This is a genomic window from Anabaena sp. UHCC 0451, from assembly GCF_034931405.1.
GTDB lineage: Bacteria > Cyanobacteriota > Cyanobacteriia > Cyanobacteriales > Nostocaceae > RDYJ01.
Genome location: NZ_JAYGHA010000051.1, coordinates 1 through 25,751, shown reverse-complemented (window position 1 = coordinate 25,751; position 25,751 = coordinate 1). Strand labels below are relative to the sequence as shown.

25 protein-coding genes are annotated in these 25,751 nt (G+C 36.2%); 13 read left to right on the top strand and 12 right to left on the bottom strand.

The features are described from left to right. On the bottom strand, positions 1-781 hold a 781-nt coding region (locus VB694_RS24025; protein ID WP_323362847.1), incomplete at its 3' end, for a hypothetical protein. Between the two features lie 5 nt (positions 782-786). Continuing rightward, positions 787-1,209, bottom strand: coding sequence for a hypothetical protein (locus tag VB694_RS24020; protein WP_323362846.1), 423 nt, complete (start codon positions 1,207-1,209; stop codon positions 787-789). 350 nt (positions 1,210-1,559) lie between these two features. Here VB694_RS24020 and VB694_RS24015 point away from each other — a divergent pair, with 350 nt between their 5' ends. The 12 genes from VB694_RS24015 (at position 1,560) to VB694_RS23960 (ending at position 17,338) form a co-directional block, all read left to right on the top strand. Then, complete coding sequence (locus VB694_RS24015) at positions 1,560-1,748, top strand: plasmid partition protein ParG (protein WP_016948698.1); 189 nt, start codon at positions 1,560-1,562, stop codon at positions 1,746-1,748. An 84-nt stretch (positions 1,749-1,832) separates the two neighbouring features. Continuing rightward, a complete protein-coding gene (locus VB694_RS24010) occupies positions 1,833-2,027 on the top strand; it encodes a hypothetical protein (RefSeq protein WP_015083724.1) in 195 nt (64 codons plus the stop codon). Further along, positions 2,020-2,262, top strand: a complete 243-nt coding sequence (locus VB694_RS24005) for a hypothetical protein (protein WP_015083725.1) — start codon at positions 2,020-2,022, stop codon at positions 2,260-2,262. The genes VB694_RS24010 and VB694_RS24005 overlap by 8 nt, the downstream gene beginning before the upstream one ends. Positions 2,263-3,272: 1,010 nt before the next feature. Continuing rightward, the gene (locus VB694_RS24000) at positions 3,273-3,431 is read left to right on the top strand and encodes a hypothetical protein (RefSeq protein ID WP_015083727.1); all 159 of its coding nucleotides are present in this window, start codon (positions 3,273-3,275) and stop codon (positions 3,429-3,431) included. A gap of 268 nt (positions 3,432-3,699) precedes the next feature. After that, the gene (locus VB694_RS23995) at positions 3,700-3,849 is read left to right on the top strand and encodes a hypothetical protein (protein ID WP_015083729.1); all 150 of its coding nucleotides are present in this window, start codon (positions 3,700-3,702) and stop codon (positions 3,847-3,849) included. A 1-nt stretch (position 3,850) separates the two neighbouring features. Next, the gene (locus VB694_RS23990) at positions 3,851-7,141 is read left to right on the top strand and encodes a DUF3987 domain-containing protein (RefSeq protein ID WP_323362845.1); all 3,291 of its coding nucleotides are present in this window, start codon (positions 3,851-3,853) and stop codon (positions 7,139-7,141) included. A 192-nt stretch (positions 7,142-7,333) separates the two neighbouring features. Next, positions 7,334-7,987 (top strand): hypothetical protein, encoded by a 654-nt coding sequence (locus VB694_RS23985; RefSeq protein WP_323362844.1) that lies wholly within the window; start codon positions 7,334-7,336, stop codon positions 7,985-7,987. Positions 7,988-8,702: 715 nt separating this feature from the next. Beyond that, positions 8,703-12,023: a helicase-related protein gene (locus VB694_RS23980; RefSeq protein ID WP_323362843.1), complete on the top strand. Its 3,321-nt coding sequence runs from the start codon at positions 8,703-8,705 to the stop codon at positions 12,021-12,023. Continuing rightward, complete coding sequence (locus tag VB694_RS23975; protein WP_323362842.1) at positions 12,004-16,038, top strand: Eco57I restriction-modification methylase domain-containing protein; 4,035 nt, start codon at positions 12,004-12,006, stop codon at positions 16,036-16,038. Before VB694_RS23980 ends, VB694_RS23975 begins: the two co-directional genes overlap by 20 nt. Then, positions 16,035-16,517: a PIN domain-containing protein gene (locus VB694_RS23970; RefSeq protein WP_323362841.1), complete on the top strand. Its 483-nt coding sequence runs from the start codon at positions 16,035-16,037 to the stop codon at positions 16,515-16,517. Before VB694_RS23975 ends, VB694_RS23970 begins: the two co-directional genes overlap by 4 nt. After that, positions 16,498-16,695 carry a hypothetical protein gene (locus VB694_RS23965; RefSeq protein ID WP_323362840.1) on the top strand — a complete coding sequence of 66 codons (198 nt, stop codon included), beginning with the start codon at positions 16,498-16,500 and terminating at the stop codon, positions 16,693-16,695. The genes VB694_RS23970 and VB694_RS23965 overlap by 20 nt, the downstream gene beginning before the upstream one ends. Before the next feature lie 82 nt (positions 16,696-16,777). Continuing rightward, entirely contained in the window at positions 16,778-17,338 is a 561-nt protein-coding gene (locus tag VB694_RS23960; protein WP_323362839.1) for a hypothetical protein, read from the top strand. A gap of 75 nt (positions 17,339-17,413) precedes the next feature. Here the strand turns inward: VB694_RS23960 and VB694_RS23955 are convergent, their stop codons facing one another. The 6 genes from VB694_RS23955 to VB694_RS23930 form a co-directional block, all read right to left on the bottom strand. Further along, complete coding sequence (locus VB694_RS23955) at positions 17,414-17,755, bottom strand: hypothetical protein (protein WP_323362838.1); 342 nt, start codon at positions 17,753-17,755, stop codon at positions 17,414-17,416. A gap of 60 nt (positions 17,756-17,815) precedes the next feature. Next, positions 17,816-18,469 (bottom strand): tyrosine-type recombinase/integrase, encoded by a 654-nt coding sequence (locus VB694_RS23950; RefSeq protein WP_323362837.1) that lies wholly within the window; start codon positions 18,467-18,469, stop codon positions 17,816-17,818. Between the two features lie 194 nt (positions 18,470-18,663). Continuing rightward, a complete protein-coding gene (locus tag VB694_RS23945; RefSeq protein WP_323362836.1) occupies positions 18,664-18,861 on the bottom strand; it encodes a hypothetical protein in 198 nt (65 codons plus the stop codon). A 42-nt stretch (positions 18,862-18,903) separates the two neighbouring features. Then, complete coding sequence (locus tag VB694_RS23940; RefSeq protein WP_323362835.1) at positions 18,904-19,590, bottom strand: recombinase family protein; 687 nt, start codon at positions 19,588-19,590, stop codon at positions 18,904-18,906. Between the two features lie 237 nt (positions 19,591-19,827). Next, positions 19,828-20,070 (bottom strand): hypothetical protein, encoded by a 243-nt coding sequence (locus tag VB694_RS23935; protein ID WP_323362834.1) that lies wholly within the window; start codon positions 20,068-20,070, stop codon positions 19,828-19,830. A 12-nt stretch (positions 20,071-20,082) separates the two neighbouring features. Then, positions 20,083-20,307: a hypothetical protein gene (locus tag VB694_RS23930; RefSeq protein ID WP_323362833.1), complete on the bottom strand. Its 225-nt coding sequence runs from the start codon at positions 20,305-20,307 to the stop codon at positions 20,083-20,085. A 280-nt stretch (positions 20,308-20,587) separates the two neighbouring features. Here VB694_RS23930 and VB694_RS23925 point away from each other — a divergent pair, with 280 nt between their 5' ends. Then, entirely contained in the window at positions 20,588-21,448 is an 861-nt protein-coding gene (locus tag VB694_RS23925) for a hypothetical protein (protein ID WP_323362832.1), read from the top strand. Positions 21,449-21,691: 243 nt separating this feature from the next. Here VB694_RS23925 and VB694_RS23920 read toward each other — a convergent pair whose 3' ends face one another. From VB694_RS23920 to VB694_RS23905, 4 genes are all read right to left on the bottom strand, one after another. Further along, on the bottom strand, positions 21,692-22,573 hold the full coding sequence (locus VB694_RS23920; protein WP_323362831.1) for a 3'-5' exonuclease: 882 nt from the start codon (positions 22,571-22,573) through the stop codon (positions 21,692-21,694). 70 nt (positions 22,574-22,643) lie between these two features. Next, positions 22,644-24,065, bottom strand: coding sequence for an ATP-binding protein (locus VB694_RS23915; RefSeq protein ID WP_323362830.1), 1,422 nt, complete (start codon positions 24,063-24,065; stop codon positions 22,644-22,646). Positions 24,066-24,236: 171 nt separating this feature from the next. After that, a complete protein-coding gene (locus VB694_RS23910) occupies positions 24,237-24,836 on the bottom strand; it encodes a hypothetical protein (protein ID WP_323362829.1) in 600 nt (199 codons plus the stop codon). A 70-nt stretch (positions 24,837-24,906) separates the two neighbouring features. Then, positions 24,907-25,578: a hypothetical protein gene (locus tag VB694_RS23905; RefSeq protein WP_323362828.1), complete on the bottom strand. Its 672-nt coding sequence runs from the start codon at positions 25,576-25,578 to the stop codon at positions 24,907-24,909. Between the last annotated feature and the right edge of the window lie 173 nt (positions 25,579-25,751).

The following is a 25,751-nucleotide window of genomic DNA, read 5'->3' as shown; positions in this document are numbered from 1 at the left end:
GGAATACTGAGAGGGTAGCTTTGACTTTACTTTTAAAGTCGGTTCTTTGCTGCTGTAGCTGTTTGTTTATGTTCTGTAGTCCGTCGGTTAATTGTTGGGAGTTTTGGTTAAAACCATCGGTTGCTACTTGGGTTATTTCCTCCAAAGTTTCACCAATCTTTTGGGAGTTTAACGCTATCTTGTGACGGACAAAAGCAACAATCGCGCTCTTTATTTCTTCCAGTGATTCCTGTAAATCGTCAGATGAGTAATTGACGTTTTGGGCTATCAGTTCTATTTCTCCAGTGTTAAGAACTATCCCCAATTCCCCCGCAGTGTTAGCAACTAATTCTGATTTGGTGGCAGTGGCTAAAGCTGTTTGGTTCTCAGTATCTAAAGCAGCTTCATTTGTGTGTAAATCAATGCTATCTATATCCTGTATAGATGCTGTATTGATAGCATTGTCTACACTGTTTACTATGTCTACATCTTCACTGGTTAATGTTTCCAGTTCCATCTGTGTAGGTTCTGCAATGTTTCCGTCAATGTTTCCAAGTTCACCACCTACACTGCTAAATGTTTCCTCTACTTCTGTTTGTTCTGTGGGTACGTTGTCACAAACTACTGTTAATTTGGTGGCGTTAGATAGGAAGTATTTAGTAGCGTTATTTTCCTCTTCTTTGGTGATGTTTTCAATATTCCCTACATTAGCTCTGAGGTAATCTTTAATGTCTCCTGACGTAGCTATTACCCCTTTACGTTTTAGGCTTGTTTGAATACGTTTTGCAACTGTGGTTAACATGATATTTACGCTACCTTTGATAATTTAGAATCTTGGACTTTTGCTTTATAGATAAGTGCTACTGCACAGATGGGAATTAAAACCTGTTTGGCGTAAAATGCCTTGGCTTTATATCCCCCGGCGTTTTTAAACCATCTGCTGATAGTTCCTTTATTTGGTACAATCTCTAATTTTTCCAGTAGGTTTATGAACTGTTCCCCCGTACAACCTTCACCAATACTTGATTCAACTTTTGATACTTGACCTTTGATTTTGTGGTACTGGGAGAAGTAACGGGGTGAAGTTTTACGAAGTGCGATAAACAATTCAAACCCTGACTTTGTTAGGGGTAATTCTGCGGTTATCATGGTGTTTTTGGTTCGCCACCAATGAACATCATTAACCCTACTTCCCATCACAGTTTCATAGATAGTCCGTTCATTCTCCATAGTTTTAATAGTTGCGTTATCCGTTATCTGTAATCTGCAAAATTGCAGTGCAAGCAATACACATCCTACGTTTTTGTATTACGCATATAGCGTATAAGCAAGGGTGTTAGGAGTGCATTTAGTCGCACTATAGGTATTTTTGCGTTAGCTGTATTACCTGATTAGCTGTAAAAATGCTTCACTATCCTTTACTCACAGGATTTACAAGGTTGTAGGGCATTTACAACTTTTAGGTTATAGTGCTATCATAACTCACAATAGCAAAAGTGAACAAGTGCATAAAATTATTTTCACTATAAAGGGGGATAAGCAATAAAATGAACCAATAAACTAATGAACAATATTTTTAGATGGAAAAATCTGTATTTGTAAGAGGTCGAGTGACTGAAACAGTGCGAGCAAGGTTTAAATCTGCCTGTGCCTTACAAAATAGAACTATGGATAGCGTGATGGAAGAATTGATACTCAATTGGCTAGAACAGCAAAATCCCAATTCAACAGCACAAAATCCAAAAGTGCAAAATCCAAAGGCAAGTTAGCGATAGCGAAGCGCTGCTGCAAGCAGTTCGCTACCCCAAACTCCGAACCTTGAAAACTGAATAAAGAACTAAGTAAAAATCAGCATGGCAGATGACATCAAACGTTCTAAGGGAAAATTTGACCCCGTTACAGAACCTAGAGATTGGAAGATGGCCGCAACTGAGGATCATTGCAAACGAATTGCTAGAAACACAGGTAAACGGCTAATAGAAGTTATCTATACAGAAGATGACCTTCTACCGATAGTTTGTATTTTTGAGGATTACGACAATGAGTGAAACAGCTACATTACTACCGCTAAGTACATTTATTCCGGTGTTTGGTGCTATCAGCGATCGCAACTGGTTACACTTTAAAGAACTTGAGAGAGCATTCGCTAATAGTCACGGAGTAGAGACTTGGGCAGACGTTTTAAACTTCCGTATCATGCCAGCCCTCGAACCTGAAGCTAAAAGATGGTTGTTGGTTCAAAGGTGTAGTCAGGGGATTATTTCAGTCAAAGCTGTAGCTTAAATAATTTATTTTTTTTGCGATAGCGAAGCGCTCCGTAGGAATCGCTCCCTACCCCAGCAAAAAAATATCACCCTACTCAGAATGTATCCTGAGAGGGGGTATACATAGGGGTTTAGGGGCGATCGCTTAAACTACCCCAAAAAAATGTATATTGATTTTTTGAATTTTTGTCAACTCAATAATTTATTGAAAACAGGTAGCAGGAAAATAATAAATTATTAGACTGTGCCAAATTTCGCCAAAAGCCTTGCTATTTAAGATTTTGAGTGATCAACCGTCTGGGAATGCAAGGTATTACCATTGTCATTGTTTGTGAAGATATGAACGAAACATGAAAAATTTTACATAATTAGTTGGTTTCGCTAGTAGAAAAATCCTATTGTTTGACAATAATGTTTCATGTACTCCCGTAAATCATTGGATCTAAAGTCAAACAAACTGACTATCTCAACGTTCAAACTATATTGACAAAAAAGTCAATCTTTCTAATTAGGACTTTTTGTGATAAAGTAACGTGTTTTGCGACAAATGATTTGAATAGTCAAATCATTTGTCGTAATTTTGGGGGACTCCATTTGTCATCCCAGCTAGTCCCGTCTAATCCCACTAAGTCCCGAATAGCGGGTATACCTGCTATTCTCATTCTGTATGTACAAATTGAATAAATTTATTAGTGCCAATTGTCATACAATTGCCCTATTTTGAATATCTACTTTCTTTATATGGCAATATCTACAGCCGTTTTTTGCTATACAAAGAATATTAGAATAAAGTGCTTGACAAGTGCTTTCAAGTAGTTGGTAAACAGATTGCACACCTTCGTTTACATTCTGGTGTATGTCAGACAGATTTACCCCAGATTTACTCCAGATTTACTCCATGACATCTTGATGCTTGCTGTGGAAATTGTGGAAAACAAAAATCTTTAGTAAAAATGTACTTTTTTTTAAAACAAGTGATCGCAACCATGATTATTTTGTTATCATAGGATCACTTTACAGGAAATAAGTATGACAGAAAAACCTAAAATTCTAGTAAGAACTCGGTTAACCCCAACTGATGAGAAAAAATTCAGGGAACTTGCACAAGCTAATGGCACAACTACGTACCAATTGATACGTAAGTTCATACATAACTATCTACAGCAAAACTCCCAAACCGCAGCATAATAAGCAGGTCTGGGAGTTTTAGTGTTTTCATAGTACAACCAGTTGTCTGGACTTGGCGGAAAAGACAACTGGATACATCAATAAAAAAAATGCGTATGTCATGTGCATCGTGTGATCTCATCTTAGATCACAAATTGGAATTTATCTTAGATAAATTGATGGAATTTATCTTAGAGAATTTATATACTACTACATTACCACATCGTAGTACATTCAATCAAATTTTTTTGATATGTTCCAAACTCTTGAAAAATAAGGGGTTTGGGGCATGAGTCAGCAAGAAAGATTTAACTATCTTCAATCATTGGTGAGCGATCGTCAATTAACTGAAAGTCTGGAAATGCTAGAAAAATCAGGCATTTCCGGCGATTTTGCCCTGTTCATTATTCAAAATATACAAACTTTGGAGGTTGCTTAAAATGGTTGCACAATTCGTTCAAAACAACCTCCAAATAGATTGGACCTCAGCTACTCTCCATCTGGAGACTTTGGGATATAGCAGGGGTAATCAAGTTTGCATTAGATATATCAATCCATCTACCAGCAAGGCCACAAAAGCAGATGGACTTGAGTTTAAACAGATGGAACAGCTACAAAGTCAGGGGTTTAATGCTTATGTAGTTGTGAACCCCGGTGGACACTCTGACAACGATATAACAGCAGGACGGGTCATTTTTTATGAACATGACAATATTGATAAGTCCGTTCAGGCTGATTTGTGGCGATCGCTAGAACTTCCTGAACCAACGTTACAAGTGGACACGGGGGGGAAATCAGTTCATTCTTACTGGGTTCTATCCGAACCGGTTGATGTACCAATATGGACAAAATTGCAATCTGATTTATTAGATTTTTCCAATGCTGACAGAAGTATCAAAAACCCGTCAAGGGTGATGAGATTGGCTGGTAGCCTTTATGTCAACAAATCAGGTGAAGCTGTCGGAGTTGCCCAAATTATCCGTAAATCTGACAAAAAATACACACTAGAGGAACTACGGCGGATCATTCCTGAAAAGTCAGCAGTCAGCAATTACCAATTACCAATTACCAATTACTTAACCTCAGATATTCCCTTGCATCAGTGTTTGTCTAAAACTGATAGAGATTTAATAGATCATGGCAGTGGTGAAGGTAGCAGGAATGATTCAGGAGCAAAATTAGCGAGAAACCTAATAGGAACTGCTAACCGATTGCAACATCTTGGCCATAGATATGAAGGAGATCCACGTCAATTATTTGATGACTATTGCTCCCACTGTTCCCCCCCATTGGATACTAGGGAAGCTGATATTATTTGGAAGTCAGCAAGCAATGATAACCCCACTGCTACCTTGACGGATGATGCAATAGAAAATTGTGTTAAGGCGTGGCAGAAAAATCAAGGGGTTAAAGAGCGATCGCAACAATCACCAAAACAAAATAACGTAATTCCTCACCCTACCTTAACTAAACTATCTGCTAAGGAATTAAAAGCCAAAATAGCAGACATAATTGATAAGGACTTAAGCAAGGTTGAAACAGAATTAGAACTGCATGATTTAGCTGGAACTGCTAACAAACCAATCAGGGAACTGAGAGATTTATACAACCTAATCAAAGCAGATAAGGAACAGGAACAGGATAAAAAAGACCTTGAAAAAATTCAAATACCCAAGCTTTTTGATGCCAAAAAAAGTAGGTTACATGGTTTTGATTTTTTATATGGTGACGGAGGACATCTAGCAGCTATGCTCCATGAACAAGCTGATAGTATGCCGACTGCTTTTGAACACCTATTTTCCACTTTGTTACCCGCAGTTGGGTCAGTAATTGGTACATCGTCAACAATTGTCATTAACACCTCTGAGAGCTATACGCAGCCTTGTATCTTTCAAACTTTAATATTGGGTAAGTCGGGGGATCTGAAATCACCTACCCAACGTTTAATTGTGAAGCCATTGGAGGAATTGGAAAACATTGAAAGAGAGAAGTACCAAAAGGAATTAGAACAATATAAAGAGGAATTAGTAGCATTTAAAAAAGACCCGGAAAACAACAGAGAACCCGATAAACCAAGCCTTAAACGCTATATCATTGGGGCATTATCTCAAGAGGCCAAGATAAAATTACACTGTGAAAATCCGAGGGGATTGCTACAGCTTAGGGACGAATGGAGCGGGTTTATTTCTGGCAGGAATAAGTTCCGTAATGGTCAAGGGGATGATCTAGAACTGGAACTATCCGAGTTTGACGGAGGATCATTAAGGCGTGATTTAGTCAACTCGGATAATTCTGCTTATGTTGCTAAGTCTGCATTTAATAAGACCGGAAACACTCAAATAGAAACATTAAGATCAATTCTTCAAAAGCAAGGATTTGATGACCATAAAGGTGAATTTTCTCGGTGGTTGCCTTCCCTGGTTACAGTTCCGTTTAAGGAATTAGATTTGTTTGCAGGGGATAGCGGGTTAAGCGCTCGCATCTCAACATCCTTGAAAGATTTATATATAGGATGTTCCCAACTACCGGAAAAGCAATATTTTCTATCCATTGCAGCAAAAAAACTTTGTCAAGAATTGATCAGCCGATTGAGACGACTAAATAATGAAACTGACGATGCAGGATGGAACACAATATACCCCAAGATTCAGGGTTATTTATGTCGTTTCATTCTATGGATTCATTTGACAAACTCGGTTTTAGCTGGGAACTTAAACCCGGAGCAGATGATTGATCGGCAATGTGTAGCAAGTGCTGGAAAACTGGTTAAATTTTACCTTGACCAACATCTGCTACTAAGAGCATTGTTTACCCCTGAACAAAAAATCGAGGGGGACTACCTGAAAATCAAGGACTACTTAGATAGAAAAGCGTGCAAGAAGTCCGTTAGAGAAATAAAAGCAGGGGTGAAGGGATTAAGAAGCTTAACCACTGCTGAAATTAAGAAGATGTGCGACCAGATGGTTAACTGGGGCGTTTTAGGAATGGAGGAAAAAACTTACTATTCTGTTGACTTTGTTGACCAAAATCAGCAAAATGTTGACCTTTTGGAAAAAAAATTAAACACACCTCAAACCAATACACAGCAAGGTTTTCAGGACTTTGAAAAAAATCAAAATGTTGACTTTGTTGACCTTTTGTTGACCAATGATCAAAAAGCTGAAAACCATATACAGCAAGGGTTAAAGGCAATAGAAAATGGTCAAAATATTGATTTTGTTGACCCGACCCCAAAATTTTTTCAATCACCCCTCGTTGACCATGCTGATCCGACTCCAGAACTGACTCTTGATCTGACTCCAGATAATTCTATATTTTGGGGTCGGTCAACAAATGACGATCAAAATGTGCCTCAAAACCATACACAGCAAGGTGTTGACCATGATACAAAAAGGTCAACAAAGTCAACATTTGAAAATTATCAAAACTCTGAAACCTTTGATGGTCAAGGTTTTGCGGCTAATCAAGATTTTTTTGAAAAGGTCAACAAAGGTCAACAAAGGTCAACAAATGAAGGTCAAAAATACCAAATTGGCGATCGCATTAACTGTTACCCAACAATGGAACATGAGTCTAATGACTGGAAAGTTAAGGCCACAATCATAAGCATTGAGTACGAGCAGGGCTATATTCTCACCTGCACAGTCAGCTATAAAAATCGAAAAAAAGAGGATAGAACTGCTGTAATTGCGGGGGGAAAATCTGATGATTGGTTGTTAGGGAAGGTGTGATTATGACCTTTGATTACCAGTTCATCCAACTTCTAAGGGGGGATATACCATCTGCAAAAACGTTGCTGCTCAGGAAATATCCCCATAACATAGCCAATTGGAATATTAGTCAACCATGTATGCAACCTTACAATTACAGTAAGTATCAAACTTTAAACATTTATGGGATTAAAAGATTCGCTTGAAAAACTTATGGCAGAAAAGCAAAAACGTGATTCAGTCACCAAACTAAAAAACTCAGGTGTCAATGTCAGCGAGGATAAATCTCATTTACAACACTTTGCTACACCAGGATTTGCTCAAGCTCAAGTCATGGCTAAAGTTGGTAAAAGTCAACTGGATGCCTCAAGCATAAAAGCGATCGCTGATTCAGTGTTGGAACAAGCCCAAAAAACCAAGGATGGGGACTTTAGCAGCATTGAAGTTATCCTTCACAGTCAGATAGCTATGCTCAACTCCCTATCAACCCATTTCATGAATAAGGCTTTAGCTGGGTACGATTCTGGGGAAGTGCTGACAGCATTACCTCATATTCCTAACGAATTCGCAGAATTAAGCCTCAAGTGTCAAGCTGAAATGCGTAAATGTATCGCGTTGCTGCACGAACTGAAAAACCCCAAAAAACCCAGTCAATTCATTAAAACTTACGTAAATCAACAGCTAAACCAGCTACAAGTAGAACAGGAACAACTTAAACAACGATTGGAGGAAGGGAACGATGCCCCGGTGGAGTTTAGAAGCGAGAGAACGTCAACGACAGCAGATCCAGAAATGGAAACCTTGGGAACACAGCACCGGGGCAAAAACTCCAGAGGGAAAGGAAAAGTCAAAAATGAATGCTCTTAAGCATGGGTTACGCAGTCAGGAGATGATTGATTTAATGCGTGGGTTGAGTTTGAAAAATTTTCTCAAAAATTTTGACTTTGATTAAAGCAAACGAACTATACAAAATCGTCCCTAGTAAAACCTAGTATTGCAACGTTGCAATTGTTAGAGAGTGCCAATGCCCAAGGGTGATGGTCTACACCTGCATTTTCTATGAGACTGTGTAGCTTGCTTGTTCAGTAGCAGTACAGCGATATCGCCATACACTACAAAAGTAGTTTTCAAGATACAACTTAATAAGTATAATTGCTTATTTAGAAAATTATGTCCAATTATAGGCAAGTGTAGGCAAACGTAGGCAAGTTACAGGTTTTTAGATAGTACAAACTAACTAAAAAGTAAATTTGGGTGAAAAATGTGTGTCCAATGTTGTCCAATTATGGGCAAACGTAGGCAAACGTAGGCAAGTGTAGGCAACAGATTATTTTCCTTTTAATCCCATCTGTATAACCTTGAAACCCTTGCTAGGCAACGATTTGAATAATATTAAGTAATGCTGTTATTAATCATACCTGATTAGGTGCTGAAGCTGATTCGTGGTGAGACGCAAGCCATGTTTTGTGTATACGTTTTCAGGAGCTATCATGCTGAGTATTTATTCTCATTTACATTTTCATTGAAAGTTAAAGGTTAAATCAGGGAACACTAAGAGAAAAGCAATTTTTTCTCAACCACTATGTCAGATCATCAGCTTTCTGTGTTTCAATCTGGTATTCGAGACAATCATGACCGGGGTACAGTTGGAGATTTTCTTAAAGATAAGATTGAACCAGGCTCTAATTTATCTATTGTCTCTGCTTATTTTACGATTTATGCCTTTGAAGCTTTAAAACAAGAATTATCGTCTATTGATAACTTAGATTTCCTGTTTGGAGAACCTCGATTTATTCAAGCCATCGGCACTAATACTGACCAAAAAGCTTTTAAAATTGAAGATACTGGTATTCAACTAAGCAATCGCCTCAAACAGAGTAAATTAGCTAGGGAATGCCAAGAATGGATACAGAAAAAGGTCAATATTCGCTCGATTAAACAAATTAACTTACTGCATGGCAAAATGTACCACATTGATAATAATGGGGTGAAAACTGCCATTTTAGGTAGCTCAAATTTTACCTTAAAGGGATTAGGATTAGCTAAGGCCAATAGTAATATTGAGTTAAATTTAATCGTTGATGGTGAAAGGGACAGACAAGATTTACAGTTATGGTTCGCAGAGTTATGGAATAATCAAACCCTGGTACAAGATGTCAAGAATGAAGTAATTACTTATCTCAATCAACTTTATCAGGATAATGCCCCTGAGTTTATTTATTATAAAACACTGTTTCATTTATTTAAACGATTCTTAGACCAACAAGCAGCCAATGATTTACTAACTAAACAACGTCACTTAACTGATACAAAGATTTGGAACTTATTATTTGATTTTCAGAAAGATGGGGTCAAAGGTGCGATTAATAAAATCATGGAATATAATGGCTGTATTATCGCTGATAGTGTGGGTTTAGGAAAAACCTTTGAAGCTTTAGCCATTATTAAATATTTTGAGCTATTGAATTATAAAGTCTTAGTATTATGTCCTAAAAAATTAAGAAGTAATTGGATAATTTACCATGCCGCTAATAATAGTGAATTAAATATTTTAGTGGAAGACAGATTTAACTATACAGTCTTGTCTCATACAGATTTGAGTAGATATATCGGATATTCAGGGGATATTAATTTGGAAACCTTAAATTTGAAGAATTATGATTTAGTAGTGATTGATGAATCTCATAACTTTCGCAATAATACCAAAGGTAAACAAGATGAAGATGGAAAATTGATTAAAAAAAGTCGCTATGAACGTTTAATGGAAGATGTTATTCAAGATGGGATTCCTACTAAAGTCTTGTTACTATCAGCAACCCCTGTGAATACAGACTTAAAAGATTTAAGAAATCAGATTAATTTTATTGTTAAAGCTGAAGATAATGCTTTTAGTCAAACATTGGGTATTGATAGTATCAAACAAACTTTAACCACTGCCCAAAAAGAATTTACTTTATGGTCAAAGAAAAAGCAACACCTGAGTAATGAGTTATTAGAAAACTTAAATTCTAGCTTTTTTACATTATTAGATGCGTTAACAATTGCTCGTTCTCGTAAACATATTCAAAAGTATTATCAAGAAACAATTGAAAAATTAGGAGGTTTCCCAGAGAGACTGAAACCTATTTCTTTGTTTTCTCATATTGATTTAGAAGATAACTTCTTAGATTATGATGATATTAATGAGCAAATTTCTGACTATCAATTATCCTTGTTTAATCCCTCCAATTATGTTCTAGAACAATACCAAGATTTGTATGAAGGGAAAGTTATCCAAAATAACTTTACTCAAAGTAATCGAGAAAATTACTTAATTGGCATGATGAAAGTTAATTTTCTCAAACGTTTAGAAAGTTCCGTTTATTCCTTTAGAATCACCCTAGAGAGAACCATTGAGAAAATTAAACAGTTAGAGTCAAAAATTACAAAATTTAACCAGTATCAAACAGAAATTTTCAAAAGTGAAGATTATGAAATAGAAGATGCTGATGATGAAGAATTACAAGCAGCCTTTGAAGTCGGTAGAGAACTAAAATATCAATTAAAACATTTAGATATTGCCACATGGTTAGTTGATTTAGCCAGGGATAGAACACAACTGAATAATTTATATACTAAAGCGCAAAATATAAATTCTGCTAGGGATGCCAAGTTAGCAGATTTAAAAAGAATTATTGAGGATAAAGTTACTAATCCCACTCTAAATAAACAAGGTAAGGAAAATAAAAAAGTCATCATCTTTACAGCTTTTGCGGATACAGCTAAATATTTATATGATAATTTAGAAGCGTGGGTAACAACAGAATTAAATATGAATATGGCTTTAGTAACTGGGGGTAATGGGGGTAATAAAACTACCTTTGGCAGTTCCCGCTTTGAGGAAATTTTAATGAACTTTTCTCCTCTTGCCAAGCAACGAGATAAGATAAAATCAATGCCCCAAGAGGGAGAAATTAATCTATTAATTGCTACTGACTGTATTTCTGAAGGTCAAAACTTACAGGATTGTGATTATTTAGTTAATTATGATATTCATTGGAATCCTGTGAGAATTATTCAACGGTTTGGACGCATTGATAGAATTGGTAGTCTGAATCATACAGTGCAATTAGTTAATTTTTGGCCAACGGATGACTTAAATAAATATATTAATCTCAAAAATCGAGTTGAGGCGAGAATGGCCTTAGTTGATATTACAGCAACCGGGGAAGATAATCTTTTAAATGTAGATGAATTACAAGACTTACTCACCGAAGAAATGAGTTATCGAGATGAACAGTTACTACGGTTAAAAGATGAAGTATTAGACATTGAAGATTTTAATGACAGCATTTCTTTAACAGAATTTAGTTTAGATGATTTTCGGATAGATTTATTAAATTACTTGCAAAAAAATAGGGAACTGTTAGAAAATGCCCCATTAGGATTATATGGAATTGTCCCTACCCCTACCCAGAAGGAGTATGATGTTATCAAACCTGGGATTATTTTCTGTCTACAACAGATGGGGAATACATCAGGAAATGAACAAGTTAACCCCCTACAACCTTATTTTTTGGTCTATGTCAGGGATGATGGCAATGTTCGCTATACCTTTGCCCAACCTAAACAAATTTTAGAGATGTATCGTCTCTTATGTACGGGTAAAACCCAACCATATAAAGATTTGTGTCAGTTATTTAACCAGCGTACCAGTAATGGATCTAGTATGAGTACAGAAACGGAACTACTAGATAAAGCAGTTGATTCTATCACCCGTACATTTACTAACCGTGTCACTAGAAATCTTTTTAAGTCAGGGAAAGGGGGTATTACTCCTCTCAAACAACAACAAGTGACGAAAACCACAGACTTTGAATTGATAACCTGGTTAATTATTGAAGATGACGCAACAAACCCTTAAATCTGCTATTGAACAAGCATTAAAAAACTTTAGTCAAGTTTCCACCTCTGATGGTATTAAGCATCTGTTTGAAACCTTGGGTTACTCAACTCAACGGGAAGTCCCGTTAGATAACCAAACCCCTAATGAGGTGCTAGAAGCATTTGCATGGGAGAATTTTCGGGAAGATAAGGGGTTATTAGAGGAGTGGGAGTCGGTTAATTGTTTATTTCAGGTGACGGAAGATGAGATTACCCAAAATGGACAGGGAACATTATTTAAGCCTTCCTTTGACACAGATTATTTAAAATCTTATATATTTCTTGGTTTAACCTTACAAAAACCTGCTTATTCTCGTAGTCAACTGGCAACAATTACCCGTGAAATTAACCGTCAGTCAGATATTCCCATTATGGTGTTATTTCGGTATGGGAATTATGTTACCTTATCAATAATTAATCGTCGCCCTAACAAATTAGATAGAGATAAAGATGTCTTAGAAAAGATTACCTTAATTAAAGATATTAATATTAACTCTCCCCATCGGGCGCATATTGAAATATTAGCAGATTTATCTTTAACCTCTCTCCCAGATGTCCAGAATTTTGACCAACTACATACAGCTTGGCAAAAAGTTCTCAACACCTCGGAACTCAATAATAAATTCTTTCAGGAAGTATCTAATTGGTACTTTTGGGCAACTCAAACCGTCACATTTCCAGATGGAGGAGAAGCAGATGAATCTCTCCGTAATGCTACCAGCGTGATTAGATTAATTACGCGGTTGATTTTTGTTTGGTTCTTAAAAGAAAAAGGGTTAGTTCCTGATGCTTTATTTGATGAAAACCAGCTAGAAAATTTCCTGAACCCTTTAGAAGCAGAGGAAAGTACCTATTATAAAGCCATCTTACAGAATCTCTTTTTTGCCACCCTAAATACAGAAATGAACACCGATGAAAAGCCTGATAACCGCAAGTTTAGGGGTAAGTTTAGGGGTAAGTTTAGGGGTAAGTTTAGGGGTAAGTTTAGGGGTAAAAATCAGCAAAAGGGTGGGAGAGATGGACATTATGGGATAACTAATGTTTATCGTTACCAAGATTATTTTACTAATGCTGATGAGTTTTTAGGGTTATGTAGTAATATCCCTTTTTTGAACGGGGGATTATTTGAATGTTTAGATAGAGATAAAGATGATGATTCTCCACCTTCTTCCACAGGAAAAGAGAAAACAAAAATTAGAATTGATGGTTTTTCTGATAGAGAAGATAATGTTTTAAGTGTTCCTAATATTCTCTTTTTTGGAGAAGCAACAAAGGTTGATTTAAACAAAGCCTATGGAACTAAAAATAAAAAGTATGAAGTCCAGGGATTAATTAATATATTTAATCGTTATAAATTTACCATTGATGAAAATACTCCCATTGAGGAAGAAATAGCATTAGACCCGGAATTGTTAGGTAAAGTATTTGAGAATTTATTAGCAGAATATAACCCAGAAACGGAAGCCACAGCTAGGAAACAAACGGGGTCTTTTTATACTCCTAGAGAGATTGTTAATTATATGGTAGATGAGTCATTAATTGCTTATCTCCAGAATGCTTTGTTAAGTCAAGAGTCAAGTTATGTAGAAGTGGGGTCAAATCAGACTAATTTATTTGGTAATGAGTATAAAACGGGTCAATTAAGTTTACAAACTAAGTTAGAAAATAGTCATTTTCAGGGAAGAGAACAGGAATTAGAGAGTCAGTTAAGAGGTTTGTTATCTTATAGTGATGACTCCCATCAATTTAATGATGATGAAGTTGACTGTTTAATTAATGCCATTGATAACTTAAAAATTATTGATATTGCTTGTGGTTCGGGTGCGTTCCCGATGGGAATTTTACAGAAATTGGTGTTTATTTTAGGCAAACTTGACCTCAATAATAGTAAATGGAAACAGCAACAGAAAGAAAAAACCATAGCACCTGTGTTAAAGGATATTCAGGTAGCGAAACAGATTAGTTATGAACAAGCAAGGGAAGAAGCGATACAGAAGTTACAGGAAAGGTTAGCAGAAATAGAAGATGAATTTGAGAATAATGAGATGGACTATGCCCGGAAGTTATTCTTGATTGAAAATTCTATTTTTGGGGTAGATATTCAACCGATAGCGGTACAAATTTCTAAGTTACGCTTTTTTATCTCCTTAATTGTTGACCAAAGGGTGAATAATAATAAAGCTAATCGGGGAATTTTACCCTTACCTAATCTTGAGACTAAATTTGTTGCTGCTAATTCTTTAATTGGCTTAGAAACTCAGTTAAGTTTAAGAAGTCCAGAAGTGATACAAAAAGAGGAAGAATTAAAGCAAGTCCGTCAACAACATTTTAAAGCCAGGACACCAAAAACCAAGAAAAAATGTCGAGAGAAAGATAACATTTTACGGCAAGAAATTAGTCAGTTATTGAAGGCAACGGGGTTAGAAACTGCTACTGCTGATACTTTGGCAAGATGGAATCCTTATGATTTGAATGCCTGTTCTGATTTCTTTGACCCTAGTTGGATGTTTGGAGTTGATGCTTTTGATATTTGTATTGGTAATCCTCCCTACATAGGACAAAAGAAAAATAATCAAGCGTTTAGACTGGTTAAACAATCTCCATTGGGTAAAATATTTCATCAAAGACGGATGGATTACTTTTATTTTTTCATTCATTTATCTCTAGACATATTAAAAGATCATGGTATTTTTGCATATATAACAACTAACTATTATCTGACAGCTACTTATGCAGATATATTGAGAGATGATATTAAACAGCGTTCAAGTATTTTATCTTTGATAAATTTCCATGAATTAAAAATCTTTGAGTCAGCTTTAGGACAACACAATATAATAACGATATCACAAAAGCCTTACAATCCTGAAATTGTAGCCAAAACAGCTTTTGTTAATGAAGCTGGAGTAGCTTCTAGTAATACACTAAGAGAAATTTTTTCAAGACAAAATCAAAATACAATTTACGATGAAATAAAAAATTTAAACCTATATGATAAAACCACTAAATATATTGTCACTAAAGTTACCAAAACTGCTACATCTATAAATGATTCGCTTTTTGAAAAATTACTATCTAATAGTTTTTCTTTAGGTAATTTGTATGACATTGTAGAAGGACTTCATACAGGGGCAGATAAACTTTCCAAAAAGCATATTCAAAATTTCAACTTACAAATGGAACTAGGTAGAGGAATTTATGTGTTATCGAAGGAGGAGAAACAGGCTTTAGAAACAATTTTAAATAATGAGGAAAAAGAGCTTATCAAACCTTGGTTTAAAAACTCTAACGTTCATAGATTTATAACAAATAATGAACCTGAACAATACTTAATCTATTACTATAGTAAAAATTGCTATAATAACATACCTAATATAAAACAGCATCTAGATCAGTTTAAGATAATATTGATTAATAGAAAAACTCGTTCGGGGACAGGATTAGTAACAATTGAAGATTATGAGCAGTTTGTATCAGGAAAATTGGAAATCTCTTATGTTATGAATGCTGCTGCTTTTCGTCAAGGTGATTATTTTTGCATCTCATATCCTCGCTCTCCCGAAGTCTTTGAATCTGCAAAAATTATTGCTCCTCAAAGAAGTTTGCTTAATACTTTCGCTTATAATGAAGTACCTTGGTATGCAAGTGCCGATTGTTACTTCATACTACAAAGAAACCCCCAATATTCATTAAAATATTTGCTAGGAGTTTTAAATTCAAAGCTTTGTTATTATTGGTTGTACAGTAAAGGGAAACGGAAAGGGCAAATGCTTGAATTATATATAAGACCTCTTTCTGAAATTCCTATCAAACTAGGTTCACAATCTCAACAACAACTCATCATCAAACTTGTTGATAAAATCCTAGAAATCAAACGCCAAAACCCGAAAGCAGATACCAGAGAATTAGAAAGAGAAATAGATGAGATAGTGTATAAATTATATGGATTAACAGAAGAAGAGATTCAGATAATTGAAGAAAGTGGAAAACGATGAGTAAAAACTACTTAATTTATGCTGATATTTGTTGTTTATGTCGTTCCTTAGATGACTTACAACAGTCTAGAGTTAAATTAGAAGCAGAAGCTATGCTCTCCATTTTAGAACAATGCGAGCAAAAAAAATGGACATTAGTAAACAGCGATGCACTGCAATTTGAAATAGCCAAAAATTCAGACCCCTTCAAAAAAGAACAACTAGAAGCTATCCTATCCATTGCTACTAATTATCTGCATACAAATGACACAATAGAATCATTAGCCTCAGACTTAGTTAAACTAGGATTTAAACTTTATGATGCTTTACACATAGCTTTTAGTCAAACCTATAATCTGGATATATTTTTAACCACCGATGACAGATTATTAAGAAAAGCTAAAAAGTATCCAGATTTGATTACCATTAAAGTAGAAAACCCCGTTGTTTGGTTAATGAACATTTTACAGGAGGAAACAGATGAAACTAACGGAAATTAGACAACAAGGATATAAAGCATTAATTGAATCCTTGGGAGTTGTAGGAATGTTACGCTTTATTCAACAATTTGAAGTAGGTTATGGCGATTACACTACTGAAAAGTATCAATTAGAAGAACCAACCATAGAAGATTTTCAACAATTTGTGAGAAGGGATAATCAGGAAGTAAATAAATAAACTTTTGCAGGGGTATAATTTACTTGTCCACCGAGTCACTGGACAAAGTAAAATTGTCAAGTATGAAACTGGACAAACCAAGATGGACAGTCAAGACACAGAACTAATCAAAATCGCTACTCTACAAGGAAGATACGGTTTAGAGTCACGGCAAGCCGTATATGACAGAATCAACGGACTGGACATAAAACCAGTGACACGGGGTAAAATATCCCCACAGCAGTTAGAGCTACTGGACAAACTCGACAAGCATATTAGGGACGGGGGAGCGATCGCCAATTTCCCTATTTACCCTGAAGTAGAAATTACCCCACTGGAAAAACTGGACAATCAACTAGACATACTGGACAACCAACTAGACAACGCTGAAAACCTTACCGCTATTACCGTTATGGCTGGTTTGGTTGAAAAAATGATGGGGTATATCGGCAATCAGCGATCGCATTTAGCAGAATATGAGGAACTAGAAAAAGCTGTTACTCATCAGTGGATACTGAGTACAAGCAAGGTTAAAGAATTGATTGGTGTTACCCCAAGGGTAGGTAGGGATGAAATGACCTTTGTATGGGGTAGTTTTACTTTCACCAAAGCGGGTAAGCTGGGTAATCAGATGGGGTGGTTGGTTAGTAAAACTTTGGTTTGAATTACCTGATATACTCTTGAAGTAAAAAGTATGAACGAGCTTTTTGTAATTAGGTGCAGATTAATATTTGTATCTTTAAAAATCTGTACAGTCAGCGTTTAATATTTCATATTCTGTAATTCTCCAATCATTATCATTATTAGATGTTGAAGCTTTACCTTTCAATTTCACTGAAATTTCTGAACCACAAAAAGGCCTTTCGTCATCTTGGTCTCCGCTTAAAAGAAGCGTAACAGAAAATTCTATTTTTCCTCTCCCCTGAAACCAAGCTGTTAAATTCTCGCTATCGTCTTTAGCCCAACTATCACAATTAGTCTGAGCGATTAATCCTGTTATTTTTTCATCTCGATCAACTAAATCATAAGCAATTTTATCAAGTAAATTTTCAATAATAGGTACAGCGTTAGAGTGTGACATTTAGGTAAAGAGAGGTAGTGTGGATTTTTTAATTATATTAATTGAACAATAATTATACGTCTAGTCTTGTTTTAATTCAATCCGTGCATTTTCCGGTGTTGAGAAGTCGTTAAATGAGCGTTTGACGACATCACCCACAGGTGACAGCATTGATAAGGCAGAAACAGCCCCTAACACCTGTTCATCACTCACTTCTAGATACCTTTGCAACTGTTCTAAGTTCCGGTGTCCTGACAATTCCTGTATTACCCTTAACGGTATGCCAGCGTTACTCATCTGGGTTAAGGCTGTCCGTCTGAAGCTGTGGGTACTAACTCCAGTAATTCCTACTTGCTCACAAGCTTTCCTTAAAATCCTTGCTGCTGAATCGTGGCTTATATGTCCATTGCTCCTACCAGGGAACAGGTAATCATAACCTGCTAGTCGGTAATGTTCAGCAAGTAACCGCCGTAAGTCTTCAATTACTGGGATGGAACGGGTGGCCAGTTTTCCTTTGGTGTTTGATTTTCTGATCACAAATAGCGGTCTAACTTCACCTTTAGGTGTGTAAACGTCCCCAGTTAGCAGGGTTACACATTCTCTAATCCTACAGGCACTAAATAAACACACACCAAACAGCATCCGGTCACGGTCGTTATCTAAACCTTGACTAAAAATTAACTGGATTTCCTGCTGTGTCAGCACTTTGGCGCGTCCGTGCCTGTTGATTTTCATAAGCCACTATAGACCCCTGTGATCTACAGCTTACATTTAGATACAAATTAATAATAATTTATTAGATAATTTATTGGTTTTAGCTTCCATCACCGCTATAGCGTTATTTGGACTGCCTATGTCTAATCCCCTTGCAACTGAATAATTAATAATTTATTGGTTTAGTTTTTTTGATGCCTTGGTCAGCGAACTGCTTACAGCAGCGCTTCGCTATCGCTCTCAATCACTGAATCAATGATTGATTTTAAGTCAATATTGATTGCAATTCCTACATTTTCCCCATATTCAATCAAGGCATAATTAACATAAGTTGCCAAAATCAGGGAAGATTTTAATGATTCATTCTCCCAAATATGGGAATTAATTTTATCTAAATAATCCTGAAGTTTCATAGTATTAATAGGGGTAAAATTACCCCTGTATTTTAACATTAATTAAGCTGCTTTTGGGTAGAGTCTATCTAAAATCCTCCCTACAGTAGTGCTACTCCACTGCTTACCCTGCTTGCTCAAAATGCCTTGCTTGTTTAAATATTCAGCTATTTGACGTTGACTTTTACCAGATTTATGGTGACGACGGATAACATCTATAATCTGCTGTTCCTTGTCATCTACTACTAAGTTTTTGTTGTCAGCTTTGTGTCCAAACTTAGGCTGTCCGCCGTTAGCATAGTCGGAAGTTTTAGCCCGTGCTTTTTTGCCGTTTTTGGTACGTTCGTTAATTTGGCTTTTCTCAAATTCAGCTACACCTGCCAACATCGTCAACACTAACTTACCTGTAGGGGTGCTAGTATCCATGTTCATGTCAATTACGATTAATGCTTTGTTATTTGGTTGTAGTTCCTTGTCAATCAAGGTCAATACATCAGAAGCACGTCTTCCTAGTCTATCCAGTTTCAAAACTATTAACCCGTCTGCTTTACCATCTAACATATCAGCTATAGCGGTTTGTAATCCTTTACGATTATCTGACTTACCACCGCTTTGTACATCTTTATATAGTCCTACTAATTCATGATTAAGCGCAGTACAGTAAGCTTGTATTTTTAGTTCTTGATCTTCCAATGAAGTGTTATCAGCTTGACCTTCTGAACTTACTCTAACATATCCGATTAATTTCATAACCTTAAAGTCCTATAACTCTTAGCTGGTAATGCTTTTCTATATTCTAGTTATACAATAGTTTTAACTATTGTGTCAAGAAAATTGCTAGAATTATTACTATGTATAGCTTTAAAGCTATTATAGGTTACAAAACACAGGATTTTAGTACAGAGTTATTATTAATATGTTTAAACGTATAGAGTAAAAATAATCCCACTACATGAAATATGATGTAGTGGGTATTAAGTTTAAGCGTTACTTGGTAAGATTAATCCAGTGCCTAGCGTGTAGGGTCAAGTTGCAAAGTTTCTCTACCCTAGTCCAGAATCCTCTACCACTTAAATTAATAGCAGTTGCTTCAATTACATCAGGGTGTAGTTGGGACTGTGCAAACTGTCTAACCAGTTTGGGCGTGATATCACAATCTGATTCATCTTCAAACTGCCAAAAGGTATTTTTTAACAGTTGCTTGATCCGGTTGCGTTCTGTGTGTGTCATGACTTCCTACTCCTATTTGCCCAAGTGGCGATAGTTGCGGACATTGACGACGGCTTGCAAAAGACGATCTATTATCTGTAATGCCTGTGGGGATAAATCTTTGGTGAGCAGTAGTAACTCGGTAGCGTCGTTATTCTCGATTGCTTCAGCAATAGCTTGACTATTATCCCATCCTCCCATAATCCGATAATGGGCTGCGAGTTGGGCTGCGGCTGCTGATGTTTCTGGTGTTATCATATTGTTAGATTCCATCATCGAATTGAATCAAAAGACGATCGCTGTACTTTTCTCAGGAGTGGCGGTCGTCTTTTGTTTTGTTTACAGCTTGTTTACTGCTGTCTACATATTCAATATAACAACTTGTCTACAAAATGTCTACAGAGTAAACATTAAAGTTACTTATCTTGTCTACAGTGTCTACATTTAGTTTACTTATGAGTGTTGACAGAATGTAGACAACTGTAAACAAAGTAGCTATACTCATTATGTAGACCTAACAGTAAACACTGTAGACACTATGACCACTACTAATAATGCTCCTATCTCATTTCGCCTAACAGATGACGAATTGGAACTGTTACGGCAACATCAGGAAGATGGGGAAAAAAGCTTAAATTTGACCGCTAAAAGACTTCTATTAAATGCCTTGGGTGTAGATGCAAAAAAGTCTAGTCTACAGTTTGTAAACACAGTAGACACTAATCAGATTAAGGAATTGATAGAAACTGCTGTACAGGAAAAATTAGAGAAGTTGACTATTGTTGACAATGTAGACACTATTAAAAATCTGATAGCTGAATCATTGGCAGATGGGGATATTAAGGATGCGATCTCTACTTCCTACGAAGCAGCAATGGGACAATTTAACGGACTGCTAGGGGAGCTACAGGAATTAAAAAAGCAGGTACAGGAATTACAATCAAATCCCCCGGCTGCTGTTCCTAGTCCCAAATCACCAATTAATGACCCGTCTTCAGCCCCCAATAATTACCAATTACCAGGAGAAGAAACTGGAGAAGATAGCGATCTCATTGACTCTATAAGCACCAATGATCTATTACCAATGACGACGGGGGAAGACAAACCCACAATCATGCTGCACGACGGATCTATTTTGGTAGTGTCAGAAAAACAAGAAAAGATTTTAATTTTACTGGGACTTATCCCCCAAACTCATAACATCTTGACTTCTCAGTTTTTGGGTGCAGTTTGCAAGAGCAATTTAGCTGACAACAAAGGGGAATTAGAATCTTTGATTAAACAGGAAATTGACAGCAAGGGCAGCACAATTAGAAAGACGGCCGCAATATTAAGAAGTGCAGGTTTTATGTTGTCAGGTGGTGAGAGTAAAGGTTTTAAAATCATTGGGGTGAAATAGGCACTATGAACGATATAAGAATAAGCGGAACATTGGAAGATTTGCAGCACTGGGAACAGCTTTTAAATGAACTCCAAAGCAGTGGTAAGATTGAGATTTTAGAATCATCTACACCGTACAAAAATAGGGGTGATAGTAAAATTTATAGGCAATATATCAAAGTGAAAATTAAATAATAAAATACCACCTACCAATTACGGATAGGTGGTTTAATTTTGATTCTACAATTAAATTAAGCACGGTTTAAAACGGAATATCATCTACATCCTGATCATCTGCTTTTGGTGCATCCTCAAAGTCTGGGTATTTTGGCTGATCTGAATCATTAGCCATTTTTTCTAAAATCCCATAAACTGCCAAACAATCGCCCAAGGCTGTATGATTGCCACCGGGTAATTTTTGCCATTGAAAATCATTCCAATATTCTGAATAGCACCCATACCAACCAGCGTACAGGTGCATCATGCACGATGTTTGATATTGCAATAGTGGCAGGGAACGAATTTTACAGCAATGTGCTATAGCGTTCCTATCAAAATCTTCATTGTAAATGAGAACTAATTTATCTTTAATTGCTGCTTTCAACTGTGGATAAATCACATTAAATGAAGGGGCATAAATCAAGTCATTATCACTAATTCCGTGTACTTGATATGCTTCATATTCAATGGGAATTGTAGGTTTTACCCTTGTATTTAGTAATATATTTTTGTGTCCATCTATAACTGCTATCTCTATAACTTCACAGTTGTAAAGTCCGGTTGTTTCTATATCCAGAATAACCCAACTATCAGGAGTTGCTAACAACTCTCTAGACCGTTTTACGGCATCTACCCTGTACTGATCAATCCATCCATAACGTTTAATCCATGCCTTTTTTCTGCTTTCAATTCGTGCTTTTTTAAGTGCTTCTAGTTGTTTAGGAGTGGGTTGTTTTTTAGGTTTTACCGAGTTGTTATCATTAATATCATAGAGTTTAATTGTATATTTTCTGGTTTCTATATAACCTGCTGGTTTAATACCTTTTAAACCTAATTCTGCTAGTTGTTTTGTAGTTTTTAGGTTTTCTGTTGGTTCGTTATCTCCACCCCAGTAACTATATTCAATCATGGTAAAATAACTCACGATTTACAACAAATCCCATTAGCTAATAAGTTAATGGGATATTTCCTATTATGTAGCAATGGGTAATGTTTTACTCATCAAAATTAATTGGCTTGCCGTTAAAATGCTGATAGATTTTATTAGCTTCAAACCATTTAGGTAATGTATACTCAACGTCCTTCAATTTATTACCATCTGCATCAACTAAACCGTGTTTAATAACTACCCTAGATAATGGCTTATCCCCATCTGCTGAAAACTTTTCAATCAATATACTGCCAGCTTCTCTCATTGCTGCTGTACCTTCTCCAAAGGCTTCATTAGTCCCCAAGTGGGTAACACCTATAAACCGTTCTTTGGCTTTTCTGGTATCGCTAAATGTAGATTTGATAAACCGTTGTACAGTTTCTTTATCAATATCCTTCAGGTGAGTAAATTCATCAAGTAGGAACTGTTCAGCTTGTTTATCATCTAAATCTTGTCCTATCCGTTCTAAACGTCGTTCGTAGGTATCCTGTAAAGTTTCAATAATGGCTGAATCATTATCAGCTTTTAGCTGTGCATCTAGTAACTTCCAAACCTTGCTATTAGCACCGTTTAAATGTCTATCAGCTATCCGATAAACTGGGATATTTAAGCAGTATTTCCTGATTAGTGCGATCGCTATAGATGTATTAGTTTTCCCTGTTCCCTGTTCTCCAATTATCCAAAGCGGTTTAGCTGCTTTAATCACAGTCCATAACCAGCCGTCCTCATGACCCTTCAAAACTTCAACCAAACTATTCTTTAATTCTTCATTGGGTGTAGGTTGTTTAGCATCTTGAGTAGGTTTATTTAACTTGTCAATCTTCCTGTTAGTCTCCAAAGTCTCCAGATTATTCTTAGCAGTTTCCTTGTCAAGTTCCGACAATTGCAACTGATGACCCTTGAGGGATAATTGACCCTGTAATTGTCCCTCAAGGTGGTCAAGTTGTACCTCACCTTCTGACTTTAGCTGCTGTATAGTTTCTGCTGTTTGACGTGCTATGACTTGTTTAGTAATCTCGCTTTGATTTTGCTTTGAAAATGAGAATAGATCAATGTGATTTTGTTCTATGATATCCGTCTCCAGTGCTTTGATTTTAAGCAACTTAAACTGAGAATGTATTGATTTTTCCTGACTATCTGTTAATGCTTTACTCACACCATAAGCAGATAACAGGAACAAACTAGCAGCTAGTCCATAAGATACTGCTTTATCATCTTCAGGTGGCAGAATCTTGACAACATTAATATTATTATCAAATAGTTGGTTTCTGCGTTCTCTGTCAACTAAAAATGATATTCCTCTCTTGATTTTGGATGGACGGCAACTGCTTTTAACATTACAGTACAAGGTTTCCTCATGTTTAATGCTATCTGAGAACATCGGAACTGATGCAATGAAACCTGATGCTAGTAAAATACTTACAAGGATACTAGAACTACGTCGTTGCTTAACTAATTGTTGGTTAAATTCCTGTATTTCTTGCATTATCTACCTCCAAAAAGTTTATAAAGGTACACACCTAAACCAGACTTATGAACCCATATCAAGACTGAATTAATATTGTGTACAATGTCTACAAATCCAGTAGCTAAATAATTAATAGTTATTGCGGTCAATAAACCACTGATAAATAATTTAATAAGTGACTTGATGAACCTAATCATTGATATTATTCTCCTGATTATTATTGGTAGTTGAAAACTTTTTAACTATCCCTAAAAGTACAACTCCAGACAATGCTATTAACAAACTCATACCCATATCTGGTAATTGAAAACTTAACCCCTCACTACTTCTAATTTCTTGGTAAGTTTGTGCAATAGCTTGTTTAGTTTGGATAATTTCAGATGTGATTTTACTCGTACCTGAGAAACTTACAGCACCACCAATGGCTAATTTAACTATTCCTATCAGTGGTTTTTGACCTAAGTTAAATTCCCATGAATCAGAACTGATTGAAAAACTAAAACTGTCTCCTACGTCAATTAATCCAGGTAACAGCGATACAACCGCGCTAGAAACTTGAATAATGGTTAATGTGACCTGTAGGTTAAAAAGTAACCAACTAAGGCTACAGGATGATATTTGACAAGCCAAAAATAATAAACCTGAATCTATACGTTTTCTCGCTTGAATATCTGCATAGAGTTTATTTTCAACATAAGTCAAATATCTGATAGTTTCCCCCGGTAGCTGTCCGTCGTCATCTTCATTAAGAATAGAATCTAGATCCGGTGGTGTAGATTGTGTTAGCATAGGATTAAGTAATAGTTTGACCTGATTACCCCTATCAATTAGCAGTTGGTAGGGGTATTTTAATTACGGTTTAAAATCCTAAAGCGGATCTAATTTCTGCTATTTTCCCCATGATTCCTGTTCTATAGTTCTTTTCAGGAATCAAGTCATAACGGGCTGTTTCACCCTTGCTTAATGCTTCATTCATGGTTTTAGTTTGGTAAGCTTCATCAGCAGCGACTTGTTTTATTTCCGGTCTGTTTGACTGTTCTAAAATTGCAGTTTGTCTATCAACTTCGGTCAAGTGAACATCAACATAAGCCTTAATTTGGGTGTAGTTCATCTGATAAGCATGACGACTATTTTCTGAGTTCTTCCCAATTACAAATTCCTGTGCTAATTCTTGTCTGGAGTGGATATACTTTTGCTGTCCTAACATGACTTGTGAACCAGCTTTGTCAATGGCGATCGCTGACTTCCCAGCCTGTAATAATATGTCAGCAGTTGCCTTGTTATAAGCTTCTGAACCGTTGATAATTTCTAGATAAGCCTGTGCAAGTTTAGGAGCTAATTCTTGCGATAACCTACCTTGTCTAGCAAGTTCTCCTATTTTTTGGGCTGCTGCTATGTCTCCACCCATAGCTTTATCAAAATCGCTGAGTGTGACACCAAACTTTTTTCCTAAAACTTGGGTGAGTAGCTTACCTTTGGGTAGGATGTGGTTTCTAAGCTTGGGAACTTTGGCAGGTGGTAACTGTTTCATGGTTTCAACTCCAGATAGTTGTTAGGGTCACTAAAATATCTATGTTCCGGTTTCTGGATGCTGCTATTAAAACGGAAGCTATCAATAGCAGTTAAACCAGCAATCAAGGTAATTATTCCTATTATCCAAATAGGATTAATCTTGACTTTGAAGTTATGACGCTGCGGGTAATT

Coding starts and splice junctions, on each gene's coding strand:
- VB694_RS23935 (WP_323362834.1), bottom strand. CDS start 20,070: ATGACACACACAGAACGCAACCGGATCAAGCAACTGTTAAAAAATACC.
- VB694_RS23910 (WP_323362829.1), bottom strand. CDS start 24,836: ATGCTAACACAATCTACACCACCGGATCTAGATTCTATTCTTAATGAA.
- VB694_RS24005 (WP_015083725.1), top strand. CDS start 2,020: ATGAGTGAAACAGCTACATTACTACCGCTAAGTACATTTATTCCGGTG.
- VB694_RS23960 (WP_323362839.1), top strand. CDS start 16,778: ATGGACAGTCAAGACACAGAACTAATCAAAATCGCTACTCTACAAGGA.
- VB694_RS23995 (WP_015083729.1), top strand. CDS start 3,700: ATGAGTCAGCAAGAAAGATTTAACTATCTTCAATCATTGGTGAGCGAT.
- VB694_RS23970 (WP_323362841.1), top strand. CDS start 16,035: ATGAGTAAAAACTACTTAATTTATGCTGATATTTGTTGTTTATGTCGT.
- VB694_RS23950 (WP_323362837.1), bottom strand. CDS start 18,469: ATGAAAATCAACAGGCACGGACGCGCCAAAGTGCTGACACAGCAGGAA.
- VB694_RS23975 (WP_323362842.1), top strand. CDS start 12,004: ATGACGCAACAAACCCTTAAATCTGCTATTGAACAAGCATTAAAAAAC.
- VB694_RS23905 (WP_323362828.1), bottom strand. CDS start 25,578: ATGAAACAGTTACCACCTGCCAAAGTTCCCAAGCTTAGAAACCACATC.
- VB694_RS24015 (WP_016948698.1), top strand. CDS start 1,560: ATGGAAAAATCTGTATTTGTAAGAGGTCGAGTGACTGAAACAGTGCGA.
- VB694_RS23990 (WP_323362845.1), top strand. CDS start 3,851: ATGGTTGCACAATTCGTTCAAAACAACCTCCAAATAGATTGGACCTCA.
- VB694_RS23985 (WP_323362844.1), top strand. CDS start 7,334: ATGGCAGAAAAGCAAAAACGTGATTCAGTCACCAAACTAAAAAACTCA.
- VB694_RS24010 (WP_015083724.1), top strand. CDS start 1,833: ATGGCAGATGACATCAAACGTTCTAAGGGAAAATTTGACCCCGTTACA.
- VB694_RS23915 (WP_323362830.1), bottom strand. CDS start 24,065: ATGCAAGAAATACAGGAATTTAACCAACAATTAGTTAAGCAACGACGT.
- VB694_RS23980 (WP_323362843.1), top strand. CDS start 8,703: ATGTCAGATCATCAGCTTTCTGTGTTTCAATCTGGTATTCGAGACAAT.
- VB694_RS23930 (WP_323362833.1), bottom strand. CDS start 20,307: ATGATAACACCAGAAACATCAGCAGCCGCAGCCCAACTCGCAGCCCAT.
- VB694_RS23925 (WP_323362832.1), top strand. CDS start 20,588: ATGACCACTACTAATAATGCTCCTATCTCATTTCGCCTAACAGATGAC.
- VB694_RS23965 (WP_323362840.1), top strand. CDS start 16,498: ATGAAACTAACGGAAATTAGACAACAAGGATATAAAGCATTAATTGAA.
- VB694_RS24020 (WP_323362846.1), bottom strand. CDS start 1,209: ATGGAGAATGAACGGACTATCTATGAAACTGTGATGGGAAGTAGGGTT.
- VB694_RS23945 (WP_323362836.1), bottom strand. CDS start 18,861: ATGAAACTTCAGGATTATTTAGATAAAATTAATTCCCATATTTGGGAG.
- VB694_RS23940 (WP_323362835.1), bottom strand. CDS start 19,590: ATGAAATTAATCGGATATGTTAGAGTAAGTTCAGAAGGTCAAGCTGAT.
- VB694_RS24000 (WP_015083727.1), top strand. CDS start 3,273: ATGACAGAAAAACCTAAAATTCTAGTAAGAACTCGGTTAACCCCAACT.
- VB694_RS23955 (WP_323362838.1), bottom strand. CDS start 17,755: ATGTCACACTCTAACGCTGTACCTATTATTGAAAATTTACTTGATAAA.